The organism is Nocardia cyriacigeorgica NBRC 100375 (assembly GCF_000308555.1).
Lineage (GTDB): Bacteria > Actinomycetota > Actinomycetes > Mycobacteriales > Mycobacteriaceae > Nocardia > Nocardia cyriacigeorgica.
Window position 1 is genome coordinate 1 of record NZ_BAFY01000077.1, and the last position, 24,440, is coordinate 24,440.

At 68.7% G+C, this 24,440-nt stretch carries 20 protein-coding genes and 1 pseudogene; 14 read left to right on the plus strand and 7 right to left on the minus strand.

Features of this window, described 5'->3' with window-relative positions:
- Both RJ05_RS31325 and RJ05_RS07390 read left to right on the plus strand, forming a co-directional pair.
- Positions 1–1,059 (plus strand): annotated as a pseudogene (locus RJ05_RS31325) (hypothetical protein); the annotation flags it as partial.
- A gap of 105 nt (positions 1,060–1,164) precedes the next feature.
- Positions 1,165–2,970, plus strand: coding sequence for a dynamin family protein (locus RJ05_RS07390; protein ID WP_051016324.1), 1,806 nt, complete (start codon positions 1,165–1,167; stop codon positions 2,968–2,970).
- A gap of 68 nt (positions 2,971–3,038) precedes the next feature.
- Here RJ05_RS07390 and RJ05_RS07395 read toward each other — a convergent pair whose 3' ends face one another.
- Together RJ05_RS07395 and RJ05_RS07400 are read right to left on the minus strand one after the other, a co-directional pair.
- A complete protein-coding gene (locus RJ05_RS07395) occupies positions 3,039–5,009 on the minus strand; it encodes a glycoside hydrolase family 15 protein (protein WP_036534717.1) in 1,971 nt (656 codons plus the stop codon).
- An 86-nt stretch (positions 5,010–5,095) separates the two neighbouring features.
- The gene (locus RJ05_RS07400) at positions 5,096–5,752 is read right to left on the minus strand and encodes a class I SAM-dependent methyltransferase (RefSeq protein WP_036534719.1); all 657 of its coding nucleotides are present in this window, start codon (positions 5,750–5,752) and stop codon (positions 5,096–5,098) included.
- A gap of 95 nt (positions 5,753–5,847) precedes the next feature.
- Between RJ05_RS07400 and RJ05_RS07405 the strand changes: the two genes are divergently transcribed.
- A complete protein-coding gene (locus RJ05_RS07405) occupies positions 5,848–6,126 on the plus strand; it encodes a hypothetical protein (RefSeq protein WP_036534768.1) in 279 nt (92 codons plus the stop codon).
- Between the two features lie 66 nt (positions 6,127–6,192).
- Here RJ05_RS07405 and RJ05_RS07410 read toward each other — a convergent pair whose 3' ends face one another.
- Complete coding sequence (locus RJ05_RS07410; protein ID WP_036534770.1) at positions 6,193–7,260, minus strand: M48 family metallopeptidase; 1,068 nt, start codon at positions 7,258–7,260, stop codon at positions 6,193–6,195.
- A 69-nt stretch (positions 7,261–7,329) separates the two neighbouring features.
- Here RJ05_RS07410 and RJ05_RS32870 point away from each other — a divergent pair, with 69 nt between their 5' ends.
- The 8 genes from RJ05_RS32870 (at position 7,330) to RJ05_RS07445 (ending at position 15,602) form a co-directional block, all read left to right on the plus strand.
- Positions 7,330–7,419 carry an Ms4533A family Cys-rich leader peptide gene (locus RJ05_RS32870; RefSeq protein ID WP_368854415.1) on the plus strand — a complete coding sequence of 30 codons (90 nt, stop codon included), beginning with the start codon at positions 7,330–7,332 and terminating at the stop codon, positions 7,417–7,419.
- A gap of 189 nt (positions 7,420–7,608) precedes the next feature.
- Positions 7,609–8,655, plus strand: a complete 1,047-nt coding sequence (locus RJ05_RS07415; protein WP_051016329.1) for a sulfate ABC transporter substrate-binding protein — start codon at positions 7,609–7,611, stop codon at positions 8,653–8,655.
- 98 nt (positions 8,656–8,753) lie between these two features.
- Positions 8,754–9,602, plus strand: a complete 849-nt coding sequence (gene cysT, locus RJ05_RS07420) for a sulfate ABC transporter permease subunit CysT (RefSeq protein ID WP_051016330.1) — start codon at positions 8,754–8,756, stop codon at positions 9,600–9,602.
- Positions 9,599–10,405, plus strand: coding sequence for a sulfate ABC transporter permease subunit CysW (cysW, locus tag RJ05_RS07425; RefSeq protein WP_036534720.1), 807 nt, complete (start codon positions 9,599–9,601; stop codon positions 10,403–10,405). Before cysT ends, cysW begins: the two co-directional genes overlap by 4 nt.
- 49 nt (positions 10,406–10,454) lie before the next feature.
- Positions 10,455–11,450 carry a sulfate/molybdate ABC transporter ATP-binding protein gene (locus RJ05_RS07430; protein WP_036534722.1) on the plus strand — a complete coding sequence of 332 codons (996 nt, stop codon included), beginning with the start codon at positions 10,455–10,457 and terminating at the stop codon, positions 11,448–11,450.
- Positions 11,451–11,724: 274 nt separating this feature from the next.
- On the plus strand, positions 11,725–12,852 hold the full coding sequence (locus tag RJ05_RS07435; RefSeq protein WP_228790234.1) for an Hsp70 family protein: 1,128 nt from the start codon (positions 11,725–11,727) through the stop codon (positions 12,850–12,852).
- A gap of 145 nt (positions 12,853–12,997) precedes the next feature.
- Positions 12,998–14,008 carry an AurF N-oxygenase family protein gene (locus tag RJ05_RS07440; protein ID WP_036534724.1) on the plus strand — a complete coding sequence of 337 codons (1,011 nt, stop codon included), beginning with the start codon at positions 12,998–13,000 and terminating at the stop codon, positions 14,006–14,008.
- A 7-nt stretch (positions 14,009–14,015) separates the two neighbouring features.
- On the plus strand, positions 14,016–15,602 hold the full coding sequence (locus tag RJ05_RS07445) for an FAD-dependent oxidoreductase (RefSeq protein ID WP_036534726.1): 1,587 nt from the start codon (positions 14,016–14,018) through the stop codon (positions 15,600–15,602).
- Between the two features lie 190 nt (positions 15,603–15,792).
- Here RJ05_RS07445 and RJ05_RS07450 read toward each other — a convergent pair whose 3' ends face one another.
- Positions 15,793–16,554 carry an SDR family NAD(P)-dependent oxidoreductase gene (locus RJ05_RS07450; protein ID WP_036534728.1) on the minus strand — a complete coding sequence of 254 codons (762 nt, stop codon included), beginning with the start codon at positions 16,552–16,554 and terminating at the stop codon, positions 15,793–15,795.
- A 497-nt stretch (positions 16,555–17,051) separates the two neighbouring features.
- Between RJ05_RS07450 and RJ05_RS29255 the strand changes: the two genes are divergently transcribed.
- Positions 17,052–19,376 (plus strand): Hsp70 family protein, encoded by a 2,325-nt coding sequence (locus RJ05_RS29255; RefSeq protein ID WP_138445777.1) that lies wholly within the window; start codon positions 17,052–17,054, stop codon positions 19,374–19,376.
- Between the two features lie 295 nt (positions 19,377–19,671).
- Here the strand turns inward: RJ05_RS29255 and RJ05_RS07460 are convergent, their stop codons facing one another.
- Positions 19,672–21,213: a class I adenylate-forming enzyme family protein gene (locus tag RJ05_RS07460; protein WP_234012312.1), complete on the minus strand. Its 1,542-nt coding sequence runs from the start codon at positions 21,211–21,213 to the stop codon at positions 19,672–19,674.
- Between the two features lie 39 nt (positions 21,214–21,252).
- Positions 21,253–22,224: a phosphotriesterase family protein gene (locus RJ05_RS07465; RefSeq protein ID WP_036534730.1), complete on the minus strand. Its 972-nt coding sequence runs from the start codon at positions 22,222–22,224 to the stop codon at positions 21,253–21,255.
- A gap of 160 nt (positions 22,225–22,384) precedes the next feature.
- On the opposite strand from RJ05_RS07465, the gene RJ05_RS07470 reads away from it, so the two are divergent.
- Both RJ05_RS07470 and RJ05_RS07475 read left to right on the plus strand, forming a co-directional pair.
- A complete protein-coding gene (locus RJ05_RS07470; protein WP_036534732.1) occupies positions 22,385–22,966 on the plus strand; it encodes a QsdR family transcriptional regulator in 582 nt (193 codons plus the stop codon).
- Positions 22,967–23,055: 89 nt separating this feature from the next.
- The gene (locus tag RJ05_RS07475; RefSeq protein WP_036534733.1) at positions 23,056–23,859 is read left to right on the plus strand and encodes an HAD family hydrolase; all 804 of its coding nucleotides are present in this window, start codon (positions 23,056–23,058) and stop codon (positions 23,857–23,859) included.
- Between the two features lie 131 nt (positions 23,860–23,990).
- Here RJ05_RS07475 and RJ05_RS07480 read toward each other — a convergent pair whose 3' ends face one another.
- A complete protein-coding gene (locus RJ05_RS07480) occupies positions 23,991–24,410 on the minus strand; it encodes a VOC family protein (protein ID WP_036534781.1) in 420 nt (139 codons plus the stop codon).
- Positions 24,411–24,440 lie beyond the last annotated feature (30 nt).

Here is a 24,440-nt window from a genome sequence, read left to right on the forward strand (position 1 = left end):
GTCGCTCCCGCGGCCCCTGCGCCCGCACCCGCGCCGGTCGCGCCCGCCGCAGCCGTCGCGCCCGCCGCGATCGCTCCGGTTCCGGCGCCTGCTCCCGCGGCCGTCGCCCCGGCCGCCGTGGCTCAGCCGGTGGTGGCGACGCCGTTGCAGACCACCATCCAGCCCGATGCCGCGACCTCGCCGATCGCGAACGTGATCGCGCCGCCGCCGGGCCCGTCCCCGCTCACCGCACCCGCCGCCGCGGTCCCGGCGATCTTCGAGCGCTCGGTGCCTGCCGACCGGCCGGCGCCGAAGACCGGCACCGACGACCCGACGCAGATGACGCCCGGCACCACCCCCGGCGGGACGACCACGGTCACCTCGACGGTGCCGACCCCGACCACACCGGGCATGACCACCTCGCCGGACCCGAGTACCTCCACGCCCGATGTGAGCGTCACCAAGCTGCCCGGCGCGAGTGTCACCACCCGGCCGGGCGGCTCGACCTCCGACGATCCGATCACCAAGACTCCGGGTGCGAGCGGCAGCCAGCCGAGCACCCGTCCGTCCACGTCGGACCCGGACGACGACGTCACCACGCCCGGAAACACCGGCGGCGCCACCACCCGCCCGCAGACCACCGACGTCCCGGAGCCGACCACCCGGCCGCAGCCGACCGTCGAAACCCCGACCACGGCGGATCTGCCCTCGACGGTCGATCGGCCCACGGCGGACGTGCCCACCGCCGATGTCCCGACCGCGGACGTGCCCACCGCCGACGTTCCGACCGTGAGTGCCCCCCGGCCCACGGCTCCGACCTACGATCCGCCCAGCCAGGCGCCGACGGTGGACATCCAGCCGAACAACCCGGCGCCGACGATGAAACCGCAGGTCGGGGTGAAGCCGATCGCCGATCACGACTCCGGTGTGCATGATCCGGCGTTGCTCGCGGCGGCCTCGTTCGCCGATCACGGCCTGTACGGCCTGGCCGGCGGTGAGCTCAGCGGCGCCCTGCTGCCGGAGACGGCCATGGCGCAGACCCACCATGTGGTCGCGCACGTGGACCACGTGATCATGTGACCGGGCGAAGCGGGACGGGTTGACGGCGCTCGCGGGCGCCATGATCGAATGAAGGCCGACAGCGTGCGAGAGATTCGACGACAGCGACGATAGTAAGGAGCAGGGTTGTCTGCCGCAGCCGGACTCGAGGCCGCGACCGTGAAACATCCGGACGCCATGGCCCCGCTCATCCGGATCATCGACGAACTGCGGGAGCTGACCCGGTCCGCCGGCCGTGACGATCTCGGCGGCCGGCTGAGCATGGTCCGGGGCAGGGTGAGCGATCCACGGGTGCGGCTCGTGGTGGTCGGTGACCCGAAGAGCGGGATGAGTAGCCTGGTCAACGCCCTGGTCGGGGCGAAGATCAGCGCCACCGACAGCCCGATCAGCGTTCCGGTCATCATCGAGCACGGCCCGGAGCCGACCGCCACCCTGGTGCGGTCGCTGGGCGGCGGCCGGATCGAACGTCAGCCGGTCGACCCGCTCGACCCGGCGCCCGCGCTCAACGCCAAGGGCGTCATCCGGGCCGAGTTCACCCAGCCCAGCCCGCTGCTGGCCGAGGGCGTGGTGCTGATGGACGCACCGGGCGCGGCCCGCGAGGACAACACCACCTGGTCGATGATCGCCGCGGCCGACGCCGTGCTCTACGTCGGTGACGCCGCCGCCGAGCTGACACCCGAGCAGATCAGCCATTTGCAGCGCATCCAGCAGATCTGCCCGACCGTGGTCTGCGTGCTCAACAAGATCGACGTGCACCCGCATTGGGCACACACCCAGCAGCGCAACCGTGATCTGCTCGACGCCGCCGGCCTCGGTTTCGCGGTCGCGCCGGTGTCGGCGGAGATGCATCGCCAGGCCGGACTGGTGGGCAACTACCAGCGCGATATCGAATCCGGTTTGCCGCAGCTGGTCGATCATCTGCGCGATTTCATCGTCAACCGCGCCGATGAGGTCGCCATCGAAGCGGCGGCCGGCGATATCCGCCTGGTCTGCGATCATCTGGCCGCCTCGCTGCGCACCGAAGCGGAAACGTTGCGCGATCCGCGTCGGCGTTCGGAGATCACCGCGCAGCTGGCCGCCGCCCGTGACGAGGCCGATCAGCTCCGTCAGCGCACCGCGAACTGGCAGGTTACCCTCGCCGACGGCAGTACCGAGCTGATGGCCGATATCGAACACGATCTGCGCCACCGTCTGCGCAGCCTGGTCCGCGACGCCGAGGCCGAGATCGCCCAGACCGACCCGGCGCGGCGCTGGAGCGAGTTCGGCGCCGACCTCGATGCCCGCATCTGCGAGGCCGTCGAGGAGAACTTCGTGATGGCGCACTACCGTTCGGTGGAGCTGTCGGAGCAGGTGGCGGCGAAATTCCCGGCCGATCACCGCGCGCCGCAGCTGCCGGAGGTGCGGTTGGAGAAGCCGGGGGAGGTGCTCGAGCAGGTGGCGCCGCTGGAGCCGCTGGAAAGTGCGAAGACCAGCATCACCCAGCAGTTCCTTTCCGCGCTGCGCGGTTCCTACGGCGGCATCCTGATGGTCGGTCTCGCCACCAGCCTGCTCGGTATGTCGCTGGTGAACTGGTATTCGGCCGGCGCCGGTGTGCTGCTCGGTATCAACGCGCTGTGGGACGACCGTCGGGCCCGCAAACAGCGGCGTCAGGCCGAAGCCAAGGTGGCGGTGGCCCGTCTGATGGACGATGTGGTGTTCCAGGTGAGCAAGGAATCACGGAACCGCCTGCGCGCCACGCAGCGTGCGCTGCGCGACCATTTCACCGAGATCGCCACCGACGTGCTGCGCAGCGCCGACGAAGCGTTGCGGGTCGCAGAGGAGGCGGGAGCCAAATACGGCGAGGGCGGCCGCGACCGGCTGGACCGGATCGACGCCGATATGGCGACCTTGCGGTCGGTGCGCGAGCGCGCCGACGCCTTGGTCACCGCCTGAGCCGGGCGCGCATCGCCATCGTGCCGTAGCGCCCGCCCGGGCGATCGCCGATGCCGGCGGCGGGTTCGCTACCCGTGCTGAGTAGCCGGGGTGTGCGCGGGCCGGAACCGTCCGGCCTCACCCGCCTCCTCGGCGCGGATGACGTGGGTGACCGCATTGATCAGCGCCAGATGGGTGAACGCCTGCGGGAAATTGCCGAGATGACGGCCGCTGTGCGGTTCGATCTCCTCGGCGTAGAGCCGCAACGGGCTGGCGTAGCCGAGCAGTCGTTCGCACAGCTGCCGGGCCCGCGGCAGTTCACCGATCTCCACCAGCGCCGACACCAGCCAGAACGAGCAGATGGTGAAGGTGCCTTCGGTGCCGGAGAGCCCGTCGTCGGTGGTCTCGGTGCGGTAGCGCAGCACCAGCCCGTTCTCGGTGAGCCGGTCGGCGATGGCGAGCACGGTGGCGCGGATGCGGTGATCGTCCGGGGGCAGGAAACGGGTCAGCACCGCCAGTAGCAAGGAAGCGTCGAGGGTGGTGCCGCCGTAGGTCTGGGTCAGGACGCCGTCGGCGTCGACGCCGTGGGTGAGGACGTCGTCTTTGATCTCGTCGGCGATGGCATACCAACGGGCCGCGATCTGCAGCTCGCCGTGCAGCTCGGCCAGTTTCGCGCCGCGGTCCAGCGCCACCCAGCACATGATCTTCGAGGAGGTGAAATGCTGCGGCTCCCCGCGCACCTCCCAGATGCCGCGGTCGGGTTCGCGCCAGTGCCGGATCGCCGCACCCACTTGACGTTCCAGCAGCGGCCACAACGTCTCCGGCACATGCTGACGCGATTTGACGTGCAAATACACCGAATCGAGCATGGTGCCCCAGATATCGTGCTGGTCCTGGGCGTAGGCGCCGTTGCCGATGCGCACCGGGCGCGCCGAGTCGTAGCCGGACAGGTGGTCGAGGGTGGTCTCGGTCAGCGTGCGTTCGCCGCCGATGCCGTAGAGCACTTGCAGCGGAACGGGTTCCCCGTCCGGGCCGGTGGTCGCGTCGTTGAGGAAGGCGAAGAAGTCGTCGGCCTCGCGGTCCAGGCCGAGGGTGTAGAGGCCCCACAGGGCGAAGGACGAATCCCGCACCCAGCTGTAGCGGTAGTCCCAATTGCGTTCCCCGCCCGGTGTTTCCGGCAGCGAGGTGGTGGGCGCCGCCATCAGCGCGCCGGTGGGCGCGTAGGTCAGGCCCTTGAGGGTCAGCGCGCTGCGCTGCAGGTAGCTGCGCCAGGGGTGATCGGGGAATTTGCCGAGAGTGATCCATTGCCGCCAGCATTCGGTGGTGGTCCACATCTTCTGCGCCGCTTCGGCGAAGGTCTGCGGGGCGGGCAGCTCCGACCAGGTCAACGCCACATACACCTGATCGCCCTCTTCCATCCTGGTGCGGGCGCGCGCCTCCCGGCCCTCGATGCCGAGGCGCAGGTCCGTGGTGAGCACCAGCGTCGGACCCGCGCTCGGGTCGGCGGCACATTGCGCGGTGGCCTCCTCGTAGACCTTGCCGGTGTACTCCCAGCGAGCCGTCTCCCGGTGATAGTCGAAGGAGGGCTCGCAGCTCATCTCCAGTTCGACCGTGCCGCTGACACATTTCACGGTGCGCAGCAGCATGTGCTCGGCGTCCCAGTCCATCGGAGTGCGCCGATGCGTTTTGCTGCGCTGAAAGTTGTTGTGCCACGGCCCGAGAACCAGCGCGTCGCGCACGATCAGCCAGCCGGTAGCCGTCTGCCAGGTGGTCTCGAGGATCATGCCGCCCGGCAGATACCGCCGCGCCGCCGGCACATTGCGCCCGTAGGGGCCGATCCGGAAATGGCCGGCATTGCGATCGAGCATCGCGCCGAACACGCTGGGCGAATCCGGGCGTGGCACACACATCCACTCGACCGAGCCGTTGCTGGCGATCAGGCAGGTGGTTTCGCAGTCCGACAGGAAGGCGTAGTCATCGATCGGCGGAAAATTCGAGCGGCGCCGGGATTCGATGAGCGAATGCGCCGTCTGCTGGACCTGCTCCTCGGGGATCGCCATAACCTCATGATCGCGTCAGAGCCGGGGTGCGTCCACCGCAGCGCGCCGGTGGCCGCACCCCGCACCCGCCACCGGCGCGGACGGTGTCAGGCCCGGCGGATTCGGGCCAGCCAGGCGGCGGTATCGATCGGTCCCTCCTGCGGCAGTCCGAGCCGGGCGACCTCCTCGGCGACCACTTCGGTATTGCGGCCGCGATACCGGGCCGGACGCAGGTCCTCGAGCTCCCAGCCGTCGGCGAACGACTCCCGGATGATCGACTCGCTGATCCGTGGACCGAAACCGGGCTCGGCATCGGAGAGCGCCAGGATGTGCACCAGCCCGCCCGGCGCGCAGATCGCGTGCAATCCGCGCACGTAGCCGGCCCTGGCCTCCGGGTCCTCGCCGAAGACGTGGAACAGGGCGCTGTCGACGATGGTGTCGAAGGGGCCGAAATCCTGCGGGCGGTGATCGGCGATGGCCAGCACGTCGACCACATCGAACCGGGCGTTCGGCACACCCTTGGTGGCGGCGTTGCGGCGGGCGTAGTCGACCGCGCTGGGCGACAGGTCGATACCGAGCACGTCGTAGCCGAGTGCGGTGAGCAGAATCGTGTGCTCACCGGCGCCGCTGCCGGGATCGAGCACCCGTCCTCGAATCGCGCCGGTGCGCTCGAGCTCGACGATCGCCGGCTGCGGCTCGCCGATCACCCAGGGAGCGGTGTCGTTGTCGTAGACGGTGTTCCAGAATTCCGCTGCTCGTGTCATGTGCTCCAGGTTGCACTCTCAACCCTGGTTGAGGTCAATGCTCGGCGTGTGGCGAGGAGGCGGGCCGCTATCCGGCGTCGATTAGGCTGGTGATCGTGGATCGCATAGCGGGTTGGTGGGACGGCTTCGAACTGTGGGTGGCGGGACTTCCGTTCATCCCCCAGTTCCTGGTGGTGCTGGTGGGCATGGTGCCGATCAGCTTCGCCATCGCCTACCTGCTCGACCGTGCGCTGAAGACCGTCCAGCACCGGGTGGCCCTGACCCAGCATCGGATCCGGGCGGGCCGCTACCGTTCGGCCCGGCTGGCGCAGGCCGCCGCCCCGGTGGAACCGCTGGTCGAGACCCGCGAGCACGCGCAGAGCGGAGCCCGGTGATGCCGCGTTCACGGGTTCAGCTGGCCCTGGTCGCCCTGCTGGTGCTGGTGCTGGTGGCCTGGTTCTTCACTCGCTGACCGAATCCGCACCGCGTCGCCACTCGGTGAACCGTTTACCCAGATCGGCCACCGCACCGCCGACCTCCTGACCGACGGTGTTGACCGCCGCGCCCACCTCACGGCCCAGATTGCGCACCGTGCGGACCAACGGATCCTCGGACTGATCGAAGGTGTCGCGATAGCTGCGCGCCGCCTGCTTGATCTCCTCGCTGATCTTGGCGTTCTTGTCGTGCGCCCGGCGCGGGTAGTCACCGCCGAGGATGCGTTCGTAGTCACCGCTCTGGATCCAGCGCCGCAGCTCGGCGGCGCGCAGCACCGAGAACGGATGGGTCTGCAATTCCAGGTTCAGCAGCTTGAGCACCCCGTCGCGCAGGTCACCGGAACGCTCGTAGTCCTCGGCCTGGGCCAGGAACGCGCCGAGATTCATCTCGCCGACCCGCGCGCCGCCGGCCAGCTTCATATGCACCCGCACCGAGGCCTCCACATCCTGCCCGCACAGCAGGCCGGCGCGATCGCCGGAGAGTTCGGATTTGCGGCTCCATTCCATCAGCGCGGCGACGATGGCGCGCAGGGCCCAGCCGCCGATCGGCATCCAGCCCATGCCGTCGGCCATCCGCAGCAGATGCATCAGCATCGTCCTGTAGACCGCATGTCCGGACAACGCATGGCCGAGCTCATGACCGATCGTGAAACGCATCTCCTCGTGGTCGAGCAGATCGACCAATCCGGTGGTGAGCACGATGAACGGCTTGTCCATCCCGATGGTGAAAGCGTTCACCTCGGGGCTTTGCACCACGAACAGCTCCGGTGTGGTGGGTGCGTCGAGGATCTCGGCACAGTCCTGGCGCAGCAGGTGCAAGGAACGGAACTGGCGTTCGTCGACGCGGACCGCGGTCGCCAGATACATCAGCCGGTACTGGCGTTCGCGCAGCAGCCCCGACAGGGTGCGCAGGACCAGGTCGAACCCGCCGAGCGAACGCAACGCCACCAGCGCGGTGCGGTCGGCCGGGTGTTCCCAGGCGCGCGTGCTGATTTCGGGCAGCCGGGTGCGCAGGCGGTCCGGGCTGGTGGTCATGGTTGGTCCCCCGTCGATCTGGGATTCGTCGATTCGAATCGGCTCGAGTGCTCTGCTACAGTCTGCCGGGTGTCGACGAGTGTTGTTCCGCAGGTCCGCCATGAATTGGCGTTGATCGCGGTCGGCTGCCTCGTCGTCGCGGATATTCACTGTCGGTGATCGGATCCGGGCAGTTCTGCGCGTCCCCTCCTAGACTGGTGCGCACCTTTTTCGCAGCAATGCCCGAACCCAGCGGCCCTTCCGGCCGGCAAGTCGCGCCACTGCCGTAACGGCAGGTCTGTTCTCGATCCCGATGTGTTTCCGCCATCCCCTTCCCAGGTCATGGCGGCCCCGAGAAAGGTCCAACCCATGTCACGCACCAGCCGGCTCACCGCACGCCGACGCCGCGCCGCCATCGCCCTCACCGCGATCGCGGCGTTCGCGCTCAGCGCGTGCAGCGGCGGCGCCAGCGATTCGGTCGACGGCCACGTCGCCGACGGCAGCGGCGGCACCATCAACCTGTATGCCTACGCCGTGCCCAAGCCGGGTTTCGACAAGGTGATCCCGGCCTTCAATGCCACCGAAGCGGGCAAGGGCGTGGCGGTCCAGCAGTCCTACGGCGCCTCCGGCGACCAGTCCCGCAAGGTCAAGGACGGCGCTCAGGCCGACGTGGTGAACTTCTCCGTCGAACCCGATGTCACCCGCCTGGTGGACGCCGGACTGGTCGACGAGAGCTGGAATGCCGACGCCACCAAGGGCATTCCGTTCGGCTCGGTGGTCGCGATCGTCGTCCGCGAGGGCAACCCGAAGGGCATCAAGACCTGGGACGACCTGCTGAAGCCCGGCGTCGAGGTGGTGACCCCGAATCCGTTCAGCTCCGGTTCGGCCAAATGGAACCTGCTGGCGCCGTACGCGGCGAAGAGCGAGGGCGGCAAGAACCCGCAGGCGGGCCTGGACTACCTGTCGAAGCTGATCTCCCCGGAGCACATGCGGGTACAGCCGAAGTCCGGCCGCGACGCCACCGAGACGTTCCTGCAGGGCACCGGTGACGTGCTGCTGAGCTACGAGAACGAGGCGATTTTCATCGAACGCAACGGTGATCCGGTCGAGCACATCGTCCCGGCCGACACGTTCAAGATCGAGAACCCGGTCGCGGTGCTGAACAACAGCCAGAACAAGGAGAAGGCCACCGCCTTCCGTGACTTCCTGTTCACCGCCGAGGGGCAGCGGGCCTGGGCGCAGGCCGGGTTCCGTCCGGTCGATCCGGGCGTGGCCGCCGAGTTCGCCGCCGACTTCCCGCAACCGGAGAAGCTGTACACGATCGCCGATCTCGGTGGCTGGAAAGCGGTCGACGCCGACCTGTTCGCGCAGGGCACCGGCAAGATCGCCATCATCTACGACAACGCCACCAAGTAGACGGGTGATCCGGCACACACGCGATACTCGACACCGTGACAGACAGTAGTAACAGCGCCGGAACCGAACCCGCGCCCGGTTCCGGCGCCACCACAGAGCTGAGCAAACCCGCCGCCGCGGGCTCGCGGGGACCGAACTGGTCGTGGCTGCGGGTGACGGGCTCGGTGGGCCCGCTCGGCATCGCGACGGCGGTGCTGTGGCTCAGCATCATCGTGCTGTTGCCGCTGGCCGCACTCACCGTCAGCGCCTTCGACGAGGGCTGGGCCGGCTTCTGGGATGCGGTCACCTCACCGGTCGCGCTGGCCTCGCTGCGGGTCACCGTGTTCGTCTCGGTGATCGTCGCGCTGATCAACGTGGTGATGGGCACCCTGATCGCCTGGGTGCTGGTGCGCGACGATTTCCCCGGCAAGGGCATCGTCAACGCGTTGATCGACCTGCCGTTCGCGCTGCCGACGATCGTGGCCAGCATCGTGCTGCTGTCGCTCTACGGCCCCGAGAGCCCGATCGACATCCACCTCAATGCCACCCAGCCCGGCCTGGTGGTGGCACTGGCCTTCGTGACGCTGCCGTTCGTGGTGCGGTCGGTGCAGCCGGTGCTGATCGAGGTCGACAAGGAGGTGGAGCAGGCCGCACTGTCGCTGGGCGCGGACAACTGGACCACGTTCCGGCGGATCGTGCTACCCACCCTGACCCCCGCGATCATCAGCGGCGGCGGCCTGGCCTTCGCCCGCGCCATCGGCGAATACGGCTCGGTGGTGCTGATCGGTGGCAATATCCCGCGCGAGACCCAGATGGCCTCGCAATACATCCAGCAGCAGATCGAGATCGACCGGCCGGTCGCGGCCGCCGCGGTCTCGGTGGCGCTGCTCGTCATCGCGTTCGTCTCGCTGCTGGTGCTGCGGTTGTTCGCCGAGCGGTCGGCCAGGAAGGAGCAGGAGGCGCGATGAAACTCTCGACTCCGGTCCGGCTCTCGCTGCGCGTGGTCGCGCTCGGGTACCTGTTCATCCTGCTGGTGCTGCCGCTCGGGGTGATCCTGTACCGCACCTTCGGCGACGGGATCGGCGCGTTCCTCGATTCCATCAGCACGCCTGCCGCCATCTCGGCGTTCAACCTGTCGATGATCATCGTGGCGATCGTGGTCCCGGTGAACGTCGTGTTCGGCATCATCACCGCGCTCGCGCTGGTGCGCGGGCGTTTCCCCGGCCGCAGCCTGGTGCAGGGGATCGTCGACCTGCCGTTCGCCGTATCACCGGTGGTGGTCGGTGTCGCGCTGATCATGCTGTGGGGCGCGGGCGGCTGGTTCGGCGGCCTCGAATCGGCCGGTTTCCGGGTGATCTTCGGGCTGCCGGGCATGGTGATCGCGACGATCTTCGTGACGCTGCCGTTCGTGGTGCGCGAGGTCGAGCCCGTGCTGCACGAGATCGGCGACGATCAGGAGCAGGCCGCCGCGACCCTCGGCGCATCCCAGTGGCAGACCTTCTGGCGGATTACGCTGCCGGCGATCCGCTGGGGGCTGACCTACGGTGTCGTGCTGACCGTGGCCCGCGCGCTCGGCGAGTTCGGCGCGGTGATCATGGTGTCGTCCGGGTTCGCCGGCGTCTCCCAGACCCTGACACTGCTGGTGCACGCCAGGTACATGGACGACCACAACACCTTCGGCGCCTACAGCGCCGCCACTCTGCTCATGGGCATTGCCCTGGTCACCCTGCTGCTGATGACCCTGCTCGAACGCAAGCGGGGCAACAAATGATCGGCACTGCCGTGCGCAGGGCACCGATGTCGACTGCCGGAGGCAACCAATGATTACCGTGACCAACGCGCGCAAGAATTACGGATCGTTCGCCGCGCTGGACGACGTCAGCATCGACATCCCCTCCGGTGAGCTGACCGCGCTGCTCGGCCCGTCCGGTTCCGGCAAGTCGACGCTGCTGCGTTCGATCGCCGGCCTGGAGACGCTGGACTCGGGTGTCGTGGTCATCTCCGATCGCGACGTCACCCGGGTGCCGCCGCAGAAGCGCGATATCGGCTTCGTCTTCCAGCACTACGCGGCCTTCAAGCACATGACCGTGCGCGACAACGTGGCGTTCGGGCTCAAGATTCGCAAGCGGCCGAAGGCCGAGATCGCCAAGCGTGTCGACGAGCTGCTCGGCATCGTCGGCCTGGACGGTTTCCAGCATCGCTATCCGGCGCAGCTGTCGGGTGGTCAGCGTCAGCGCATGGCGCTGGCGCGGGCGCTGGCCGTCGATCCGCAGGTGCTGCTGCTGGACGAACCGTTCGGCGCGCTCGACGCCAAGGTGCGCGCCGACCTGCGTACCTGGCTGCGCCGGCTGCACGACGAGGTGCACGTCACCACCGTGCTGGTGACCCACGATCAGGAAGAGGCCCTGGATGTGGCCGACCGGATCGCGGTGATGAACGCCGGGCGCATCGAGCAGGTCGGCACCCCCGAAGACGTCTACGACCGGCCCGCCAACGAGTTCGTCATGTCCTTCCTCGGCGCGGTGGCCCGGCTCAACGGTCATCTGGTGCGCCCGCACGACATCCGGGTGGGCCGCGATCCCAGCATGGCGCTGGCCGAGCACGAGGGCACCGCGGAATCGGCCGGGGTCACCCGTGCCACGGTGGAGCGGGTGGTGCACCTGGGTTTCGAGGTGCGGGTCGAGATGCGCAATGCCGCAACCGGCGATCTGTTCGCGGCGCAGGTGACCCGCGGCGACGCCGAGGCGCTGCGGTTGTCCGAGGGCGAGACCGTCTACGCGCGGGCCACCAGGATCCCGGAATTGCCAACCAGCTGAGCGCTTCTCGGCGCTCGACGGAGCAGTGGGCAGTGTCCGGCCGGCAAACCGGGTCAGGTCATCCGGCGTGTCCGGTTCGCTTCCGCGCGGACGTCGGCGTGTCAGCATCTCGCCTGCGACCGTGCTGGTGAGAGCACCGGAGGAGCGTCGATTCACCAGGGTGGGGGAGAGGCGATAGAGGACAACCTGATGTCCGGTGGTTGGCAGGCCGATCGCGGAATGATTGCCTGATGGGCGTTCGAAGCATGTCCGCTCGGCGATCAGGTGGATTTCGATGGCGTTTGGTCTCGGATTGAGCATCGGCACGGTGAACACGGTTTCGGCAGTCGCGCAGGATGATTCGGTGAAGGCGCCGCCCGGGCGCCGCCGTCGCGCGGTCCGGCCACCGGCCCGCACCCACCGCACCACCCTCGCCTTCGACAGCACGGGCACGGCCAGGCTCGGCATCATTCCCCGGCACGGCCGGGTGGTCACCGAATTCGCGGATCTGACCCAGCGCGGCGCGACCGCGGCCCGGATCGGCAATCGCCGCCTCACTCCCGCCGATCTGGTGGCCGTCGTCGCCGACTGCCTGATCGCGGACGCCCGCGACGACCTGCACGACGACCCGGCCGGTATCACGCTGACCCACCCGGTGGGCTACAGCGACGAACAGGTGACCGCGCTCCGCACCGCGCTCGACGTCGCGGGGTTGGAGCGGGTGGCCTTGGTGGCCGAACCGGTCGCCGCTGCCGCATGGCTGGAGGCCGAGCACGGTCCGCTCATGCCCGGGCTGGCCCTCGTCTACGACCTGGGCGGGGCGAGCCTGGATGTGACGCTGGTGCGGGTCGGGGCCGGATGTCCGGACAATCCGGTGATGGGCACGCTGCGGTCCAGGGATTTCGGTGGGCGCGCGTTCGGGGCGTCGATGACGGCGGCGGCCGGCCACGGCCGCTCGGGCGGTGCCTCGGCGGTACCGGGCTGTTCCTCGGTCCAGGATGTCGCGGGTGAGCTGCGCGCCGAGCATGTGCGCGACTCGTTGGAGCTGGTCTATCGGTGCCTGCGGTTGGCCGATGTGACGATGGCCGACGTCGACCGGGTGCTGGTGGTCGGTGGTGCCGCACGCCCGGCCGAGGTGGCACTGGTGCTGGGTGCGGAGTTGGCCCGGCCGATCGTCACCGCGCCGGATCCGGAGCGCACCGTCGCCACCGGCGCCGCGCTCATGGCCAGGCAGGCGGCCGTGTCCGCGGAGCAGGCGACCCGGGCGCCCGGATCTCGTCCCTGGGGCTTCTCCCGGCGAGGAGCCCGCAGGAGCGCGCGTCTCGCGGCCGCGGCGGCGGTCTGCGGGGGTGCCGTCGCGCTGACGCTCGCGGTGCCGGGTGATGCGGTCTTCGCGGCGCTGTCCCAGCTCGGAGCGGGGTAGCGGCAAAGACGGCGCCGGGCGGCGAGGCGGACGCGTTGCCAGAATCCGACCCGCCGCCCGGACCAGCCCATGTTGACGTGACTCTCGGTTGATGTAACTATTGGGAACAGTAATAGGTATTCCCGACCGAGAGGCAGTGACGACGATGTCCGCAGCCACCACGACACCCGACACCGACCCGGTGGTCGCGCAGGCCCAGGAGTACGCCCAGAAGCTGCTGCTGCTGTCGGAGGGCTCGGTGAACCGGCACTTCGATCCCTTCGAAGACATCGACTGGGAGAACCCGGACTTCGACGCCGACACCAAGCCCGAGCGCTGGATCCTGCCGCAGTCCGCCGATCCGCTCGGCCGCCACCCCTGGTACCTGGCCCTCTCGGACGAGCAGAAGATCGCGGTCGGCAAGTACCGCCAGTCGAACGTGGCCAAGGTCGGCCTGCAGTTCGAGGCCATCCTGATCAGCGGCATGATGCAGCACGTCTTCGGCCTGCCCAACGGCTCGCCGGAATTCCGCTACTGCTCCCACGAGATGATCGAGGAGCACAACCACACCCTGATGTTCCAGGAGATGGTCAACCGCATCGGCATCGACGTGCCCGGCATGGGCCCGCTGGTGCGCCAGCTGCGCCACCTGGCCGTCCCGGTCGCGGTGCTGACCCCGAACCTGTTCTTCATGGCCGTGCTCGCCGGCGAGGAGCCGATCGACCACATCCAGAAGGACATCCTGCGCTCGGGCGAGGACGTGCACCCGATCATGCGTGGTGTCATGGCCATTCACGTCGCCGAGGAAGCGCGCCACATCTCCTTCGCGCACGAGTTCCTCAAGCAGCACGTGCCGGAGGGCAACGCGGCCAACCGCTTCGTCCTCTCCATCGCGATGCCGATCATCATGTGGATCCTCGGCCGCGCGATCGCGACCCCGCCGCGCAGCTTCTTCGACGAGTTCGACATCCCGGACTCGGTGCGCAAGGAGCTGTTCTACGGCTCCAAGGAAGCCAAGCAGGTCTTCAGCGACTACTTCGCCGACGTGCGTTCGCTGGCCAAGGAGATCGGCCTGATGAACCCGATCTCCAAGCGCGTGTGGAAGCTGCTCGGTATCGACGGTCACGCGACCCGCTACCGTTCCGAGCCGCTGCGCGTGGTCGGCAAGGCTGCGTGAGGTAGCCGTGCCCTACGTTGTCACGCAGTCCTGCTGTAGCGACGCCTCCTGCGTCTACGCCTGCCCGGTCAACTGCATCCATCCCACGCCCGACGAGCCCGACTTCCTGAGCGCGGAGATGCTCTACGTCGACCCGCAGGCGTGCGTGGACTGCGGCGCCTGCGCCTCGGCCTGCCCGGTGGACGCGATCACCTCGTCGAAGAAGCTGACCGAAGAGCAGAAGCCCTTCATCGAGATCAACGCGAATTTCTACCGGCAGTCGCGCCCGCGGCCCATCCTGGCCAAGCCGGTGCCCGCGCCGGAGATCCGCACCGAACGCGAACCGCTGCGGGTCGCCATCGTCGGCTCCGGCCCCTCGGCCATGTACGCCGCCGACGAGCTGCTCACCCAGCCCGACGTCACCGTGACGATGTTCGACCGGCTGCCGGTGCCCTACGGCCTGGCCCGCCACGGCGTCGCCCCCGACCACGGCAAGACCCGGCAGGTCAGCAGGCTCTTCGACGTCATGTCGGCCCAGCCCGGCTTCGGCTCCTACCTGAATGTCGAGGTGGGCAAGCACATCTCGCACGAGGAGCTGCTGGCCTACCACCACGCGGTGATCTACGCCGTCGGCGCCTCCTCGGACCGCAAGCTCGGGATTCCGGGCGAGGGGCTGGCGGGCAATGTGTCGGCCACCGATTTCGTCGCCTGGTACAACGGCCATCCCGACCACGCCGGCCGCAGCTTCGATCTGTCGAGCACCCGCGCGGTGATCGTCGGAAACGGCAATGTGGCGCTGGACGTCGCGCGCATCCTGACCATCGACCCGGAATCGCTGGTCGGCACCGACATCTCGGAGACCGCGCTGGACGCCCTGCGCGAGAGCCGGATCGAAGAGGTCGTCATCCTCGGCCGGCGCGGACCGGCGGAGTCGGCGTTCACGGTGCCGGAATTCGTCGGCCTGCTCGGTTCCGATGTCGATATCGTCATCGAGGGCGAACTGCCCGAGATCACCGATGATCTGCCGTACCAGGTCGAGCAGAAGCTGCGCCTGCTGCATTCGGTGCGCAACCGCCCGGTCGGGCAGCGTCGCCGGATCGTGTTCCGCTACCTGTCCTCGCCGACCGAGATCCTCGGTCCGGACCAGGTCAGCGGGATCGAGGTGGTCCGCAACGAGCTGGTCACCGATGCCGACGGCAACGTCCGCGCGGTGGCCACCGATCAGACCGAGCGGCTCGACGCCGGACTGGTGCTCACCTCGGTGGGTTACCGCGGTGTGCCGTTGCCCGGTCTGCCGTTCGACGAGCGGGCCGGCGTCATCCCGAACCTGGACGGCCGGGTGCTGGACCAGCCGGGCGGGTCGGTGCTGTCGGGCACCTACGTCACCGGGTGGATCAAGCGCGGTCCCACCGGATTCATCGGCACCAACAAGTCCTGCGCCCAGCAGACGGTGCAGCAGTTGGCCGACGATTTCAACGCGGGCCGGTTGCGTGAGCCGTCGGGTGGTGCGGCCGGATTCGACCGCCTCGTCCGCAGCAGGCAGCCCGACTTGCGGGCCGGCGGCGCGGTGCTGCGTCCGACCGGACCGGTTCGCCGCCTGCTCAATCGGATCTGACCCGATCCGAGCTGATACCGCCGATCGCGCCGGAGCCGAGTGCTCCGGCGCGATCGCCTTGTCCGGCCGCTGGAGTCCCGGCATCGCGGTGCGGGGACGCCGCACCGTATCGTTCGTGTTCCCCGAGGCCCGGAGGTCGCCTCGCCCGCCTCGGCCGATGAGGGGCCGGTGCGGGCGAGGCGACCGCTGTTCACTTGGCCGTGAAACCGCCGTCGATGGTGAGCGCCGCGCCGGTGACGAAGCTCGACTCCGGGCTCAGTAGATACGCGCACAGCGACGCGATCTCCTCCGGACGGCTGATGCGGCCCAGCGGATGCAACGCCGCGATCGCGGCCTCGCCTTCCGGGGTGGCGCCCATCGAGTTGCGGAAGGCCGGAGTATCGACGGCCCCGGAGACCAGAGCGTTCACTCGCACACCCTGATCGGCCGCTTCCAGCGCGACGGCACGCGACAATCCGACGACGCCGTGCTTGGCCGCGACGTACGGAGCCACCGACGCCATCCCCACCACGCCCAGGTTGGACGCGTTGTTCAGGATGGCGCCACCGCCGGAGGCCGCCAGCGCCGGAACCTGATGGCGCAGACCGTAGAAGACGCTGGTCAGGTTGAGTTCGAGTTCGTTGCGCCAGGCGGCATCATCGATCTCGGCGACCGGCCCGTACGCGGTGACGGCTCCGACATTGTTGAACGCGGCGTCGAGCCGGCCGAACTCGTCGACGGCCACTCGCGTCAGCGCGGCGACTTCCTCCTCGTTGCGGACATCGGTGGGTACGAACACCGCGCGCCCGCCATCGGCTCGGATCTGCTCGGCCACCCGCCCGCCGGCTTCTTTGCCGCGCGCACCGAGGACCACCGCGGCGCCCTCGGCCGCCACCCGCCGCGCCACCGCCTCGCCCACGCCCGAGGTGGCTCCGGTGATCAGGACGACCTGGTCGGCGAATCGTTGTCCCATGGAATTCGGTTTCCCTTCTGGTGCTTACCTTTTGATGTGCGCTACGACGTCGTGCTGACCAGTCAACTCGGTGGCGGCTGCTGCTGCTGGCGGGAATCGGTCGTTGCGTTGACGTGTCACTCAACACACTGGAAGCGACCGCTCGGTCGAATTCGGCTATACGGGCAACGCTTTGGTTACCGACTGGTAGGTGTGTACTCGACGGGCGTCCGAAGCGTCGTTCCGCTTGCGCGCCTTCGGGTATCGCCGAACGCCGAATGATTGCGGAGTGCGACACGAGATCTCCGAATCGCATCGATCCAGGGGTCTGAACTCATCCGACGCGATCCCGTGAGCAGGGCTTTTGCGGGATGGTCGCAATCAGTTGAACCTTTCATATCAAATGGGCATCCGAACGGAGTCGAAACAGCTAACCTGTGGGAGCTGTTTGGAAGACGACCGCGGCCCATGGTTCTTCACATGAGGGACGTGGTCTCGGTGCGTTGACGGGATAGCGAATGACTACAGGGCTGGGCTTCAGCATCGGCACAGTGAACTCCGTCTCGGCGGTGGCGACCGCCGAGCAACCGCGGCCGACGGTGCGCACCAGGCGCACCACCGCCGCATTCGACGGCAGCGGCGTCCGCCTCGGCGCCATCCCCGAATTCGCGGGAGCCGTCACCGATTTCGCCGATCTCGCCCGCGACCCCGACTCGGTGACGATCGGCGGGCGCATCTGGTCACCGGCGAACATGATCGCGGCCGTGGTGCACAGCCTGCTCGCCGCCGCCGAACCCTCGGCGGGCGTGGTCGCCACCTACCCGGCGGCGTATTCGAACAAGCAGGTCGCACTGCTGCGGCAAGCGCTGGAGTTGTCCGGCATCGGCCACGTGGAGCTGGTGCCAGAACCGGTGGCCGCGGCCGAATGGCTCGAACGCGAACACGGGCCGCTGCCTTCGGAATTCGTGCTGGTCTACGACCTGGGCGGCAACAGCCTCGATATCACCGTCGTCCGGGTCGGCCCCGACTGGCCCGATCATCCGATGGTCGGCAAACCGGTGCGCTGCTACGACTTCGGCGGGCGCCCACTCGGCGCGATGATCGCCCGCTACGCCGGCGGTAAGACGAAGGCGGCGGGCAGGGTCGCGATGACCTCCATCGTCGACACCGACGGCCTGCGAGTGGAGCAGGTCCGCGATTCGCTGGAAGTGGTGCGGGCCGCGGTAGGCGCCGCCGGAATCACGATGTCCGACATCGGCCGGATTCTGGTGATCGGCGGTGCGGCGCGGCCGCCGGAAGTCGCCCGCACGTTGTCCGAACTCGGCAAGCCCGTGATCATGTCGGCCGATCCAGGACAGACCGTCGCCGCGGGCGCCGCCTACATCGCCGCGCGCACCGCCACGCCGGCGGCGCCGGGGGCGAGCTTCCATCCGCCGGTGTTCTCCGGTGCCGCAATCGTTTCGGCGATCGCCATGTCGGCGGCCACGATGTTCGGCAGCGGCACCGTCGACACCCAGCTCTCCCCGGTGCTCGACCGGTTCCCGCGCTTGGACATCCCACGCGACGCGCTGCTCATCGAACTCGACGGCAGCGCCCTGACCGATCACGATCTCGCCCGCCATCTCCACGCCGTCGGCTACACGGCGTCCGGCGTCGTCCGTACCGTCTCGGCCGTGCCCGCGCGGTTGACCGGCTATGCCGGAATGGTCTCGCCCTCGGCGTATTCCCGGCCACACGGCCCGACCATGGCCGAGAGCCGAGGCAGTACCCGCATCGATTCCCATTCCGATACCAGGCACTGGCGTCATCGGACCGACGAATCGGGCACGTATGCCGACCCGGCACGGTTCCGCAATCCGATGCCGTTCGGCCAGCCCGACCGAACGGTGCGTCCGCCGAGCGATCCGGTCGACGGCACTCCATCGACACCCGGCCTACCCGGCGCCGGTGACGGGTCGAGTCCTGTTCCCGGAACACCGGGTTCGGTACCCGGTGGCGCAACCGGCCCCGGTCCCGCTGAACCCGGCACCACCCCCGGCGTTCCGACCGCACCGGGCGATACGACGGTGCCGGGCGGCACAGCTCCGGGCGGATCGACCGGCGGCATTCCTGCCGGTGACCCCACGCCCGGTGGGATGGATGTGCCCGGTGGTTCGACCGGGAGCGACGGGCCAGGTGACACGCCGAGCGGTGGGGGACTGGGTGATGGCGCGTCCTCGGGCACCGATTCGGGTGATGGGGGCTCCGCCGGCGGCGGGACCGGCGGTGCGGCGTCGGGCGGCGCGACCGGCGGATCATCCGGAGCCGGCAGCGGGGGCTCGACTTCGGCGGGAACCGGCTCGGACGGCTCGGGGTCGGGTGGGTCTACGTCGGGCGGATCTTCCTCCGGTGGTTCCGCGTCGGGCGGGTCCGCGTCGGGCGGTTCGACGTCGGGCGGGTCTGCGTCCGGTGGTTCCGCGTCGGGCGGATCTGCCTCCGGTGGCGCTACATCCGGCGGTTCGGCCGGCGGGTCGACGGCGGGCGGATCATCCTCGGCAGGCGGCTCGACCGGTGGAAGTTCCACTGGTGGAGCCACTTCCGGTGGAAGCTCGGGCCGCTCGACCGGCGGCGGGTCGCGCGGTTCGAGCGACTCGGATGGCGGTAGTGCATCGGGTGGATCGCGCAGCGGCGGCTCGCGGAGCAGCTCGGGCGGCGATTCCGACGGCAGCAGCTCGTCGGGCGGTTCGCGCGGCGGTGGCTCCAAGGGCGGCTCCGGCGGATCACGCGGCGGCTCCGGCGGGTCCGGTGGATCGGGCGGGTCGGGTGGTTCCGGCGGCTCGGGTGGCGGTTCGGGCGGCCGCTGAATTCTGATCGCCCGCAGCAGGCGCCGACGGTGCCGCGCCGGTAGTCCGGTGGCGGACCGTCGGCCGCTGGCTCCGGCTCCAGCGTCGAGGGGTTCTGGTTGTGGCAGCCGGGTAGTCGCCACAACGGGGAAGCAGGACCCTTCTCGAATCCCATGACCCAGCGCCGGTTCTGGTGGCCTGGTGCGACTCGCGGTGACGGAGAGCAGCTTTCGGCGACCGAACCGGTCTACTCACCTCGTTGCGGTTCACGTTGACCGGCTCAACCGTCTGATGCCAGGGCGCCCTCGGTGGTGGCTCACCGCAGCGGCGCGCCCCACCGAATCTGCTCACGCAACTGCGCCTTGAGCAACTTGCCGCCCGCATTGCGCGGCAGGGCCTGGTCGACCACCGTGACGTACTGCGGAACCTTGAAGTCGGCCAATTGCTCCCGGCAATGCGCGATCACGGCGTCGACGTCGACCTCCGCGCCATCGGCGAAGAGCACCGCACCGACCTTCTCGCCCATCACGTCATCGGGCACGGCGAGGACGGCCGCGTCCGCGACGTGCGGCGCCGCGAGCAGCGCCGCTTCCACTTCGACGCTGGAGACGTTCTCGCCGCCGCGATTGATGATGTCCTTGATCCGGTCGACGATGTGCACGCGCCCGGCCGCGTCGACCCGCACGACGTCGCCGGTGCGCAACCAGCCGTGCAGGAAGGCCGCATCGGTGGCCTCCGGCCGATTCCAGTACCCGCCGGTGACATTGGCGCCGCGGGCCAGCAGCTCGCCGACCCCTGGATCCGCATCGATCGGCGCCACCGCAAGCCGCACCGACGGCACCGCGTAGCCGACCGAATCGGCGTGGTCGACGGCATCGCCGTCGGGGAGCACCGTCATCAGTGAGGCGGTTTCGGTCATGCCGTAACCGTTGAACACGATCGCGGCCGGGAACGCCGCCTGCAACTGCCGGACCAGCGCGGGCGCGATCGGCGCGCCGCCGTATCCGACCCACCGCACCCCGGACATATCGGTGCCGGCGAAGTCCGCGTGCCGCAGCATCAGCGCGTACATGGCGGGCACCGTCACGATGAACGAGATGCGTTCGGCGGGTACGGCGGCGATCATCGCGGGCACATCCCGCCCGGGCATGATCACCGAGGTTCCGCCGAGATAGGCGGCGACCAGCAGTTGGGAATTGCAGCCGGTGACGTGGAACAGCGGTACCGAGATCAGCGTCCGCAACCGCGCGCCGATATCGCGGGGCAGGTCGAGGCAGCGAACCATGTTCTCGGCATTGGTCAGGAACGCCTCATGGGTGGTCGGCACGCCCTTCGGCTTTCCGGTGGTGCCGGAGGTGTAGAACAGCGCGGCGATATCGTCGTGACGTAACCCTTCGGCGAGGTAGGGCTCGCCGTCGGGCAGCGGGGTGCCGGGCGCCAGGTCCACCCGCACGCCCGCATCCGCCAGCACGAACTCTATTTCGGGTTCGGCCGAGCGGGTGTTGACCGCGACAGCGATCCCGCTGGCCAGCACCACTCCCCAGAAGGCGAGCACCCAGTCGGCGCCGGCCGGGTAACGGATGGATACCCGATCCCCGCGAGTGAGCCCCTCCGCGCGTAAGCCGCCGGCGATCCGCGTGGCCCGATCCCATAGCTGCCGGTAGGTCAATCGCTGCGCGCCGGTTTCCACGACCGCCTCGGTGTCGGGGACGGTCTCGGCGCGGCTGCGCAACAGGTCGGGCAGGGTCGCGAGCAGGTCGGCGTAGTGCGGTACGCCGTTGGCGTCGAGGGTGATGCCCGCGGTGTCGAACGGGTTGTCGGTACGGGCGATTTCGATCACGGTGGCGTCAGTGGTCATGGTGTCTCTGCTGGAATTCGTCGGTGACCGGTCGGTGAGTCATGCGGTGAAATACCGGCGGGGATTGTCGACCAGCATGGTGGTGATCTGTTCCTCGGTGACGCCGCGCGCCCGCAGGGCGGGCAGGACGTCGTCGCTGATGTGGGTGAAAATCCAGTTCGGCACGGCCGCGGCCTTGCCTTCCTCGCTGAACCAGTCGATGAAGCACGCCGCGTCGTGGGCGAGCACCATCTTCTCGGCGTAACCCCGTTCGGCCAGCGTGGCGACCGTGGCGACCCGCTCCTCGAACGGCAGCAGCACGTCGAGTCCGAAACGGTCCATCCCGAGATACGAGCCCGCATCGGCGATTTCACACAGGTAGTCCAGGTCGGTGCTGTCGCCGGAGTGCCCGATGACGACCTTGGTCAGGTCGGCGCCCTCGTCGGCGAGGACCTTCTGCGCCACCAACCCGGAGCGGGTGTGCGGATTGGTGTGCACGGTGATCGGCGCACCGGTTTCGACGTGGGCGCGGGCCACCGCGCGCATCACGCGCTCCACCCCTGGGGTCAAACCCTGCTCCTCGATTGCACATTTGAGGAACGCCGCCTTCACCCCGGTGTCCGCGATGCCCTCGCGGATGTCCTTGACGAACAGCTCGACCATCGGTTCGGGCATATCGAACAGCAGTCCGGGGCCGGTGTAGTGGAACTGGAACGGCACCTCGTTGTAGGTGTAGATGCCGGTCGCGGCCACGATGTTGATGTCGACCTGTTCGTTGATGCGCTGAATTCGCGGCAGGTAGCGGCCGAGCCCGATCACCGTCGGGTCGACGATCGTGTCGATGCCGCGCGCCTTGCACTGCCGCAACTTCTCGACGGCATCCGCGACCCGCGCGTCCTCATCCCAGTGGTTCGGGTAGTCCGGATAGTTCTGCTGGATTTCGCTGCCGAGAACGAAGACGTGCTCGTGCATCAACACCTGCCCCAGGGCATCGGTGTCGACGGGGCCGCGGACGGTTTCAACTGTGGGCATCGGGATTCCTCTGCGCTATCGCCGGTCGAAGAGGTGCGAATGTGATGCGCACCACCCTTCGTGAGACACTGATGGAGCGTGTCTCACCTGTCGGTCATCCGTCAACCCCCGCTCGGGGGGTTGGTTCGCGGTACGTCTCCGGATATGAGGAGATGGACGGGTGATCGCTACTTCCGAAGGGCGTCGTGCGATCGATGCCGCCACGAAGCTGTATCTGGCGGGAGAACCGCTGGACATGTCGGTGCTGGCCCGCACGCTCGGGATCGGCCGCGCGACGTTGTACCGGCATGTCGGCAACCGCGACGAGCTGATCGCGACGGTGCTGGCCGAGGCCACCGAGCGCACCTACCGCAAGGCGATCGCCGCGGGCTCGGGCACCGGCGCCGAGCTCATCCTCGATGTGCTGGAACGGCTGATGCGGGCGGTGTCCGGTTCGGCGCCGCTGCTCGCGCTGACGCGCCGCGAGCCGCAGGTGTTCATTCGGCTGGCCCTGCTGCCCGGCGTCATCGAATCCACCTCCGCGCGGTTGATCGCGGAGATGCTCGACGAACAGCAGCGGCTGGGGCATCTGCGGTTGCGCATGTCGAGCCGGGTGCTGGCCGATGCCATCGTCCGCATCTGCGATGTGCATCTCTACGCGCCGTTGCTGGGTGGGGACGTGCCGCAGATCGACACCGCGCTCGACATCGTCGCCCTGCTCCTCGGGCACGACCGGCACCCGCCGGAAGGCCCGGCGGAGTAGGTATCCGATTTCCCCTGACGCATCACGATTTTCGGTACTGCCGGATGAATCCGGATGTCGAATATGCACTCGGACGGCACAATAGGTAAGTGGAAGCCAATGGGGGAGCGCCTGAGCTGATCGCGCTGGACGTCGATGGAACGCTCATGCCCACCGGTGAGCCGATCAGCGAACGGGTCGTCGCCGCGGTACGGGCCGCCGTCGACGCGGGCGCGCACGTCGTCATCACCACAGGTCGCACCGTGCTCAAAACCCGGCCGGTGCTGGCCGAACTCGGTCTCATCGAGGGGCACGCCCTGTGTTCCAACGGTGCCGTGCACATCGACGTCGCCGGTGGTGATCCGCTCGCCGTGCATGCCTTCGACCCCCGACCGGCCGTGCGGGCACTGCGCGATCTGTTCCCCGAGATGATCCTTGCCGTCGAACGAGTCGGAATCGGCACCTGGGCCACCGGATTCAGCCCCGGCGAATACGACGTCGGCGGCGAATACCTGGTCGTCGACGACCATACGCTGTGCAGTGCCCCGACACCGCGGCTCAACGGCTGGTGGCCGGAAGGCTCCACCGAAGAACTGCGCCGCCTGCTCACCTTCCTACGCGTGCCCGACGCCGGCTGGGTGTACGGCGAATACGGCCCCTGGCTGACGGTCTCGCGGCTCGGAGTGTCCAAAGGCTGGGCGCTGGAACGTTTGCGCACCGCCCTCGGAGTTCCCGCCTCGGCCACACTGGCCATCGGCGACGGGTACAACGATCGGGAAATGCTCGGTTGGGCAGCGCATTCGGTGGCCATGGCCAACGGCCCGGCCGAGATCCGGGACCTGGCCGATGAAGTGACCGCCGATGTCACCGCGGACGGGGTCGCGAAAATCCTCGAGCGCTGGTTCCGTCCGTAGACCGGGGCAGTGCCCACGATCTTCATTGCCCCGGAGTCCGAGGCGGTGGTTCCGCGGGCCGGCTCATCCCGCGGTGCGATTCGAGGACCCGGCCCGCGTGCACGGTGACGCGAGCCGGATCGCGCCCGAGATCAGGCGGGCGCCGTCGCCGGACCGGTCTCTGCGAGCACCTCGAGATAGTGCGGATTCGACATGATGCCCAGCACGTTGCCGAACGGATCGACCACCGAGGCGGTGATGAAGCCGGTGCCGTCGCCGTGCTCGGTGATCGGGTCGTAGACGGTGGCACCGAGTTCGAGCAGTCGGTCGAACGCGGCCTGCAGGTCGTCGACATGCCAATGCAGGATCGCGCCACCGGGCGTCTTCCTGTCCCCGGGTGCGTACGCCCCGGCGATCAGCCCGAATTCCTGCTGATAATCGCCGATGCGGAACTCGTAGTAGCCGCCGGGCACGTGAAAGTAGGGCGGGATGCCGAACACGTCGGTGTACCAGTCCTTCGCGGCCTCCAGATCATCGGCGTAGAAATTCACGGTCGCCATGCCTCGCAACATCGTCGTCTCCTTCGGTTCGGTGGGTGATGA